Annotated in this window: 5 protein-coding genes; all 5 read left to right on the forward strand. The window is 38.8% G+C overall.

Going from position 1 to position 10006, the window contains the following annotated elements:
• A partial coding sequence (locus ACTCNA_RS16375; RefSeq protein ID WP_462949014.1) for a hypothetical protein occupies positions 1–878 on the forward strand: 878 nt, incomplete at its 5' end.
• 132 nt (positions 879–1010) lie between these two features.
• A complete protein-coding gene (locus ACTCNA_RS16380) occupies positions 1011–2876 on the forward strand; it encodes a GxGYxYP domain-containing protein (RefSeq protein ID WP_462949015.1) in 1866 nt (621 codons plus the stop codon).
• 16 nt (positions 2877–2892) lie between these two features.
• The gene (locus tag ACTCNA_RS16385; RefSeq protein ID WP_462949016.1) at positions 2893–5169 is read left to right on the forward strand and encodes a GH92 family glycosyl hydrolase; all 2277 of its coding nucleotides are present in this window, start codon (positions 2893–2895) and stop codon (positions 5167–5169) included.
• 437 nt (positions 5170–5606) lie between these two features.
• Positions 5607–7886, forward strand: a complete 2280-nt coding sequence (locus ACTCNA_RS16390) for a GH92 family glycosyl hydrolase (protein WP_462949017.1) — start codon at positions 5607–5609, stop codon at positions 7884–7886.
• Positions 7887–7951: 65 nt separating this feature from the next.
• On the forward strand, positions 7952–9907 hold the full coding sequence (locus ACTCNA_RS16395) for a T9SS type A sorting domain-containing protein (RefSeq protein ID WP_462949018.1): 1956 nt from the start codon (positions 7952–7954) through the stop codon (positions 9905–9907).
• The last annotated feature ends 99 nt before the right edge of the window (positions 9908–10006 follow it).

Below are 10006 nucleotides of genomic sequence, written 5' to 3' on the forward strand. Positions count from 1 at the left end.
GTCTTGACCCTTCGACTATAGATTATGACAAAGGCAATCATTTTCACTCGTTTCTTATAAGCGATGGCGATAATATGCAATGGACAATAGGTTCTTTTGTTTTATCAGATGCATATTGGTCAAATCCTTATTTAAGCAGTGTGCCGGTTAGTTTTACTTCGTGTCCGTCGAATATTTCAATGATGGCTCCCGATGCTTATCGCGAAATGGTAAGGACTCAGAAAGATGGTATTTCTGTTGTTGAATATGGTGGAGGTTATCACTATCCCGACTTATTTGCCTCGAAAAGAGGTGATGAAGCTTCAGAAATAACGCATGATTTTGTAAAGAAGGTAAATGTTCATATGAAGCGGACAGGGACTAAGGTGTTTGGATTTATTGTTCACGATCTTGATAGTAAAGCAGCAATGGATGCTTATCAGATATATGTTGATGAACTGGAAGATATTGCAGGGATAGTTGCTGTACAATATGCTCCCTATCATGGTGGATTAGGCGATGTCTATTGGTTCAAAAACAAAAAAGGAATCGAAATTCCTATAGTCACAGCCAAATACTCCATGTGGAAAAGTCTGAAGATGATGGAAGATTATGCGGGAAATCCCAAAACATTACCAGCAAAAATAAACAGAGATGTGGAAAAGGATAAAGCTGATGGGGAAAAAACTTTTTCGTGGACTTCTGTTCATGCCTGGTCTAAGTTTCATAATCCTGCTTATCCAAATAATCCCGATGAATTGGCAGCCGGAGTTTCTCCGGTAAAATGGGCTGTTGAAAAATTATCAAATGACATCAAAGTGGTTTCAATAGAAGAACTTCTCTGGCGGTTAAGAATGGAACACAATCCTGAAGAAACTAAAGAACTAATAAATAATTGATTACAGCAGTAATGCTTTCATTTAAGTATATACATTATCGTTTAATTAAGCATATATTTTGGGGGTTGAAATATTTTTATGTTTATTCAATTCCCAAGAAGGTTTTTTAATTTACAAGGAAATCGCTAATCTATGAAAAATAAAATACAGCGTAAGGTTTGTGTAATAACTTTTATGATTTTAGCTTTTGCGAATCTACTTTTCGGGCAGCAACCGGCTGACAGAGTGGATGGAAGTCCATTCCCAGTTTCTTCGGTGCCCGACAAACTTTTTGTAATAAATGATTCTGATTTTAGTGAGTCAGAATTGTTCACTATCAATACACTTCAAGGTTTGTTGGCAAAAACAAAGCCAATAATTTACCGTGACCATGGCGGAGGTTATTCAGAGTGGTTGGAAGATATTAAGGAAAATACTTCAGTAATTATTGATAAAACTTTTTCGACTGATTTTGAGGGGCTTATTAAGCATTTTAAAGATTCTGTTGAAGGATATGTACTATGCAATCTGCACAATAATTCATCAAATACAGCCATTTCAATTTGTGGCCTTTTAAATGCAATAGCTGTAACATCAGAAAGTGTTGATTTAATGAATAGTCTTGAGATTAGAATGCTGGAAGATGTTCGATCGAGAGATGAACATTGGGCATTCAATCAGTATAAAGATCAGTTTAGTACAAGAGTAATTACTTATCAAAAAGAAGGAAAGGATTTGTTCCTAGGTGATTATTCTGTTTATTCTCAGTCCTTTTACTTTTTTGAGGATATAGATAACTATCTTACCAATCTGGCCTTTTCCAGGATGGATGACAACAGCATGCTATTTGGTTGGGGAGACGATGAGTATAAAACGGTATCAAAAGCTTCATCAACTTCATTAAATGTTATACCTTCAGACTGGGCGCTAAATTTATCTACCCTTTCAAACTTCGAGGCAGAAACAAAACAACGAAATCATCTGGATACTATAATTAAGCAAGAAAATGTACATACGGTTTGCTTTGTAATGACCGACGGTGATAATGTGCAATGGATGCTCAGTGATTTTGGAACCAGTCAACGTTGGTTTGCCAGTCCAGATCGGGGGAAAATTGATTTGGGATGGACAATCTCACCTGCCCTTTGTGAGTTAGCCCCAACCGTAATGAAATATTTTTATGATCGCTCCTCCGATTCAGAGAGTGGAAGAGACTATTTTATAGCTGGTCCATCGGGAATAGGTTACAACTATCCGGGGCAGTATCCTGCAAAAAATACGATGAGTGAGTTACTAAACGAATACATGAAAAAGAGCGATTTAAATATTGTAAATGTTATAGATGATCCAGGAAATTTAGATGCTGTTAAACCTTACTTGGATCAGGAGGCAATTGATGGCATCTTTCTGTATTCTTACGCCGATTATTATACAGGTTTAAATGGTAGTATTCAATGGTATAATGATAAGCCAGTTATTGGAGGTCGGGCTGCGTTATGGGACGGTGCGAATTCACCACAAAGGTTGGCGAATATTTTAAATAATATGCCTCGAAATCCTAAAGCGGCCAGCGGTTACAGCTTAATTCCTGTTCATGTTTGGTCAATGGATGTAAGCGATGTGAAAGCTTGCGTAGATATGCTAAACTCGAATGTACGTGTTGTTGCTCCAGATGAATTTGTAGAACTGATCAAAGCAAATCTATCAGACCAAACAACACATTCAAATTTATTAGAGTTTGAAGATAATAAAATCAAATTATCACAAAATTTTCCTAATCCGGTTAAAAATAATACTACAATTCGCTACTATCTTCCTGAAAATGCCGATATAGTCATCCTATCAATTTACCATATAAATGGAGGATTGTTGAAAGAAATACAGAAGAAAAATCAAGTTTTGGGTTGGCATGATCTTAAGCTCTCGACAAAAGAATTTACCCATGGAACTTATTTATATAAAATAAAAGTGGATGATAATTGGAGTGAATCATCTTTAAAATTCATGGTTGTAGAATAAATTAATTATAAAAATTATGTATAGAAAATTAACATTATTAGTTGTGATTATTGGCTCAATGTCGATACTCAGTGTTCGTGCACAGCAGCCCGTTGATTATGTGAATACATTGATGGGAACCGATTCAGAATTTAAATTGTCGAACGGTAATACGTATCCGGCGATAGCGTTACCCTGGGGAATGAACTTTTGGACACCCCAAACCAATAAAATGGGAAACGGTTGGGTTTATGGTTACGATGCCAATAAAATACGCGGTTTCAAACAAACCCACCAGCCCAGCCCGTGGATGAACGATTACGGACAGTTTTCACTTTTCCCTTTAACGGGCGATTTGAGAATAACCGGAGACGAACGTGCGAGCTGGTTTTCTCACAAAGCCGAAACGGCTAAGCCGCATTACTACAAAGTGTATCTGGCCGATTACGATGTTACGACCGAGATTACGCCAACCGAACGTGCTGCCATGTTTCGTTTCACCTTTCCCGAGAGCGAAAAATCGTATGTGCTGGTCGATGCTTTCGACCGCGGTTCGTATGTGAAGCTGATCCCTTCAGAAAATAAAATTATAGGTTATACCACCCGCAACAGCGGGGGTGTGCCCGAAAACTTCAAAAACTACTTTGTGGTGGTGTTCGACAAGCCATTTGTTAAAAGCGAAGTGTGGAGCAAAGATAAAATTAAGGAGGGAATAACCGAGTTGGAGGACAACCATGTTGGCGCGGCCATTCAGTTTAAGACCACGAAAGGAGAAACAATCCATGCACGCGTGGCATCATCGTTTATCAGCTATGAGCAGGCCGAACGCAACCTGAAAGAACTGGGAGGAGACTCATTCAACCAGATCAAAGAAAAAGGGGCAGCGATTTGGAACAAGGAACTATCCCGCATTCGGGTCGAAGGAGGCACAGACGACCAGATTGAGACTTTTTATTCCTGCCTGTACCGGGTGTTGCTTTTCCCACGGAAGTTTTACGAATATGACGAAAACGGCGAGGTTATGCACTACAGCCCATATAACGGTGAAGTGTTGCCAGGATACATGTTTACCGACAATGGTTTTTGGGATACTTTCCGGGCCGTATTTCCGTTCTTCAATTTGATGTACCCTTCGTTAAATGAAAAGATACAGGAAGGCCTGGCCAATACGTATAAGGAAAGCGGTTTCCTGCCCGAGTGGGCCAGTCCCGGTCACCGATCGGTCATGATCGGGAACAATTCGGCCACAATTGTTGCCGATGCATACCTGAAAGGGCTTCGTGGTTATGATATTGAAACCTTGTACGACGGGCTGTTGCACGGCACCGAGCATGTACACCCGAAAGTAAGTGCTACCGGTCGGTTGGGGCACCAGTACTACAACGAGCTGGGCTATATTCCCTACGATGTTGGTATCAACGAAAATGCTGCCCGCACACTGGAGTATGCTTTTGCCGATTTCTGTATTTACCAGTTGGGCAAATCGCTGGGCAAGCCCGAAAGCGAGATTGGCATTTTTGCCAAACGGGCGATGAACTACAAGAATTTGTTCGACAAGGAAAGCAATCTTATGCGTGGGAAGAATGAAGACGGGACATTCCAGTCACCGTTCAGCCCGTTTAAGTGGGGCGATGCATTTACCGAAGGAAACAGCTGGCACTATACATGGTCGGTTTTCCACGACATGCAGGGATTAATAGACCTGATGGGTGGCAAAAAGGAGTTTGTCAAAATGCTGGATTCTGTGTTTATTGTACCTCCAGTTTTCGATGAATCGTATTACGGACAAGTGATTCACGAAATTCGTGAGATGCAAATTATGAACATGGGCAACTATGCACACGGCAACCAACCCATTCAGCATATGATTTATTTATACAATTATGCCGGCCAGCCCTGGAAAACGCAGTACTGGCTTCGTGAAGTGATGGATCGACTTTACACACCGCAAGCTGACGGATATTGCGGCGATGAAGATAATGGACAAACTTCGGCCTGGTATGTGTTTACGGCTATGGGATTTTACCCTGTGGCTCCGGCAACCAAAGAATATGTGATTGGTTCGCCGCTGTTCAAGAAAATTATCGTGGAACTTGAAAATGGCAATACCATCAGTATTGAAGCACCGAGGAACGGGAAAGATAATCGCTACGTCCGGTCAATTGATCTGAACGGAAAGTCCTACAGCAAAAATTACTTCAATTATGATGAGCTGATGAAAGGTGCCACCATTAATTTTGAAATGGATGATGAACCTAACAAAAGGCGAGGGACCCAAACATCCGATTTCCCCTATTCATTTTCGAATGAATAAAGAGTTGAAAGGATAAATCCAAAAGTATTATGCAAAGTTTAGTTAGGTCAGATATTAATAGCAGAGGCTGTATCAAAGAGTTTTCTGATGTTTAGGTCCAATTTGAATTGTTAATTCGACTATTAGGAAAAACCAGGCGTTTGGGAAGACTCTATCTACAGTCAGGAAGGCTTGACTAGTTCATTGAAGCGATATAAGAATAGGAATGAGGAATTTATATAAAGATCAACCCAGGAGGAGTATATTGGCACGGTGCATTGTATGGGTTCTTAATTAATCATGGACATTATGTGCCTGAAAAAAACAAAGGGTAAAATTATTTTTGACTGGAGTTAAACCAAATTGGCCACGATAAAATTGATTCTGTCTATTTCTGGGATTAAAACCGACAATAATATCAATTTGGATTTTTAAGTTAATTTATAAAGCTAAAAGTTATGAAGTATTGCTGTTTTATAATTGTTTTTTTTCTTGCTGTTGGTTTAATGAATGTCAATGGTACAGAGAATGAGGATTTGGTTAAGTACGTAAATACACTACAGGGCACCAACTCTAAATTTGAGTTGACTCGTGGGAATACTTATCCAACTACCGCTTTGCCTTTCGGAATGCATACCTGGACACCCCAAACCGGCATAAATGGAGATGGATGGAAATACCAGTTTTTTAAAGATTCAATCCGGGGGTTTCAGCAGGCACATCAGTGCAGTTCGTGGTCTAACGATTATTGTGTTTTTTCATTGATGCCGGAAACCGGCAGGTTACAATTTAACCAGTTTGACAGGGCAGCACAATTCAATCATGAAAATGAAACTGCCAAACCTCATTATTATGCTGTTGAACTTGATAATCAAATATCAGTTAAAATATCGCCTACTGTAAGGGGAGCGCACCTTCGCTTTTCATTTCCTGAGAGTCAGGCTTCTTACATCACTCTGGACGGTTATACCGGACTAAGTATGGTGAAAATTATTCCCGGAAAAAATACAATTATCGGGTATGTGCATAATGGACGCCAGATTCCCGATAACCTGAAAAGCTATTTTATAATCCGTTTCGACAAGCCTATAAAAGAATATGGTGTTTGGGAAAATCGTAACAACGAAAAATGGGATGGAAAAGCAGAATTGGAAGGAGAAGGCGCCGGTGCCTGGGTGCAATTTGAAGACGGAGTTTCAGTGCAGGCCAAAGTGGCTTCTTCATATATTAGTTTTGAGCAAGCCGAACGAAATCTTGAAACGGAACTGGGTCGATTTTTAACGCTTGAAGAAACCCGTGAAAAGGCTTGGGATATATGGAATAATCACCTTCATCGGATATATGTGGAAGGCGGAACAGAAGAAGATAAGGCTACATTTTATTCCTGCTATTTCCGGGCAAGTTTATTTTCACGAAAATTTTACGAACTGGACTTGAATGGAAATCCTTATTATTTTAGTCCGTACGACGGGAAAATTCATTATGGATATTTATATACTGACACAGGCTTTTGGGATACTTTCAGGGCTCAGTTTCCACTAAATGCGCTCTTATATCCAACTATGCAAGGTCGTTATGTGGCTTCCCTGCTCGATGCATGGGATCAGTGTGGGTGGCTTCCTTCCTGGTCCTTTCCGGGGGAAGCTGGTAGCATGATCGGCAATCATGCAATTTCGCTTTTGGCTGATGCCTGGGCAAAAGGTATCCGCACATATGATCCGCAAAAAGCGCTTAAGGCTTATTATCATGAAGCAACAAACAAGGGACCTTGGGGGCCTGCCAACGGCCGTCACGGTTGGAAAGAATATTTCACTCTGGGGTATGTTCCTTACCCGAAATACCGCGAAGGAACCGCAAAAACCCTTGAATATGCTTATGATGATTTTTGCGGATATACGTTGGCGGAAATGACCGGAAATTCATTTTATTCAGAAATTTTTTCAAGGCAAATGTATAATTATAAGAATGTATTCGATCCGTCAGTTGGCTTTATGAGAGGAAGAGATATTACAGGTAAATGGAACCCTGACTTTGATCCATACGAATGGGGAGGACCCTTCACCGAAGGTAATGCCTGGCATTATTTATGGTCTGCATTTCATGATGTCCAGGGATTAATTGATTTGCTGGGTGGAAAAGAGAAGTTTGTGGCTAAAATGGATTCGGTGTTTTCTGTTCCCAATATTGTAAATGTAGGAACTTACGGAGGAAAAATTCATGAAATGACAGAAATGGAAATTGCAGAAATGGGACAGTATGCGCATGGAAATCAACCCATTCAGCATATGATTTACCTGTATAATTATGCCGGTGTGCCATGGAAAGCCCAGAAATGGGCAAGGACTATTATGGATAAATTGTATGATGCATCAGAAAATGGTTATCCGGGTGATGAGGACCAGGGTCAAACTTCATCCTGGTATGTATTGAGTGCACTTGGCTTTTACAGCGTTTGCCCTGGAACAGATGAATACGTTTTAGGAAGCCCGGTTTTTCAAAAAACTACCATTACTTTAGAGGACGGGAAAAAGTTTGTTATAGAAGCTGAAGATAACAGTAACAAAAACATTTACATACAATCAGCTACATTAAACGGAGAAGAATATTCACGCAATTACCTTAGATTCAGTGATATCACTAACGGAGGTGTTTTTAAATTGAAAATGGGGAATCGACCCGATAAAAAACGTGGAACTGATGATGCAGATTTCCCTTTTTCATTATCAAATAAGGAATAATAATATAGATTTTATTATGCAACTAAATCTAAAATATAATAAAAAGGGTACACATTGATTTAATAATGAGAGGTATATTCGTATTAATATTCTTGTTTGCAAGCAGTGTCGCAGGTATAGGACAAACTGCAACAAATTTTTTCCCGACAACGAAATGTTATAAAAAGGAAATCGTAACCTTTAATTATGCCAGCGTTTCTCAAGGAACCCGGCTGGCGGCAGTTTCCTTGCAAGGCCTTGTTAACAGGGATACTGCAAGCATTTTTTTAAAAGATAATTTGTCGGATAATATGTTTCAGCTCTATCTTGATAAAGACCTTATTTCTGTCAAGAAAGAATATACCAATATCTATAAGTTATTGAGCGATTTCAAGGTGTTTTTTAAAGGTGCTGTCGTTTACGACCCTACTAAGCTTTTTACCATTAACCTGGCAACTAATGTTGCTGGGGTAGAAGACCGAATAATTATTTCTCCGGATATGGTGGAAGATTTTAAGAGAAAAACGGGCAATGCTGATATCAAGAATTTACGAGATAATAATTTCGTGAATGTAAAAGAAGCCTTTTTCTGGTTCAAACAAAATATATATCCATCTCAGATAAAAATCGTTTTATCTGTCGCCAATAAAGGATACATGCACGATGTATATCGAGATTACCTGATTGAGTTTAAAATTCCAACTTTTTGGCTTCCGGGCCATAAAGATTCTGATTACAATATAGAGTATGAAAATTTGATCAAAACCATGTTTGAAGAAACACCGGATAATATTCCGGTTTTAGGTTTTTGGCCTGATGGAGAAGGAAACGGCTACGAAGAGTTTAATGGTGTTAAATTAGCCGGATTATATGGAAAGTTCACTGTTGTTAATACGTGGGTCGGTAATTATTCTTTCCATTCGGCATTTGTCGATAATCATGACTATGTTCAGACAAAAGTCAGGTCCAAAACGTTTCATGAATATGATCCCAAAAAGAAATATGTGGCGCTGATTATGATTGAAAGTGGTGATTCACCGGCTTATATGCAATACGGCTTTTATGACCGGCAGTGGAATGATCCATACAGGGGGCAGGTACCAATTAGCTACGGGATAAATCCATCCATGAGAATGCTACTTCCAGTTATGACTAGGGATATTTATGAGTCAGCAATAGAAAATGACTTCTTCTTTTGCTCAATTTCAGGAGCAGGGTATTGCTATCCTTTTGAGAATTATGGTCAGTCAACATCCAATCCAAATAAGGTATTATCAGATTACTTTAAGATGACAGACGACAATATGGCTTTGCTTGATTTAGACATGATGGGTTTGTATACTCATCCAAATACGACAAATGGAAAGTGGACACTTTCTGATGAACAATTATTTATAAACTTTATTGAGCCAATGGACGGTTTAAAGTCTGTGGTGTCAGGCATGCATCGTACAGGTTACACCGGAGCTTATTCCAATGCTTATTATAATAATTATGGAAAGGATGTTACGGTGCATCATACAATGACATTTTGGCCAGCAAGTGGCGATTTTTCGAATCCGTCACAATATGCAAATGAGCTGTATGACGATGAGTCTGTTAATTTTCTTGAAAATGAAATAAAAACATATGGAGCTGATTTGAATTTTATTCAAGCTATGTTTTACAGCTGGATATATGGACCAAGAAGACTTAAAAAGCTAATGGATAAAATGAATCAACAGGGGTATATTTTTGTAACATTAAATGAATTTGATGTAATCTATCGAAATAGTCAAAATCTGACGACAAATATAAACTCCATTGCCAACAATGAATCCGAGATTAGATGTTTCCCAAATCCAGTAAGAGATACATTGTTTTTCTCAAAAGAGATTAATGGAGTTTTAAAAATTTGTGATATGAATGGAACGGTCATTATACAAAATGAAGTTTCACAAACAAGGAAATTAGATCTTACAAAATTCCAAAATGGAAGCTATAAGATTCAATTACGTGACAATGCCGGGATTTCACATTCCTTTATTGTACTTAAAAAATAAGTAACTACTCAGGTACCTATTGAGGGATAAATGTATGAAGAAAAAATAAGAATCGTAACATTTTGCGTTAACTCAATTTCCTTGAAGTGAGGGTGATTT

The organism is Tangfeifania sp., assembly GCF_055108615.1.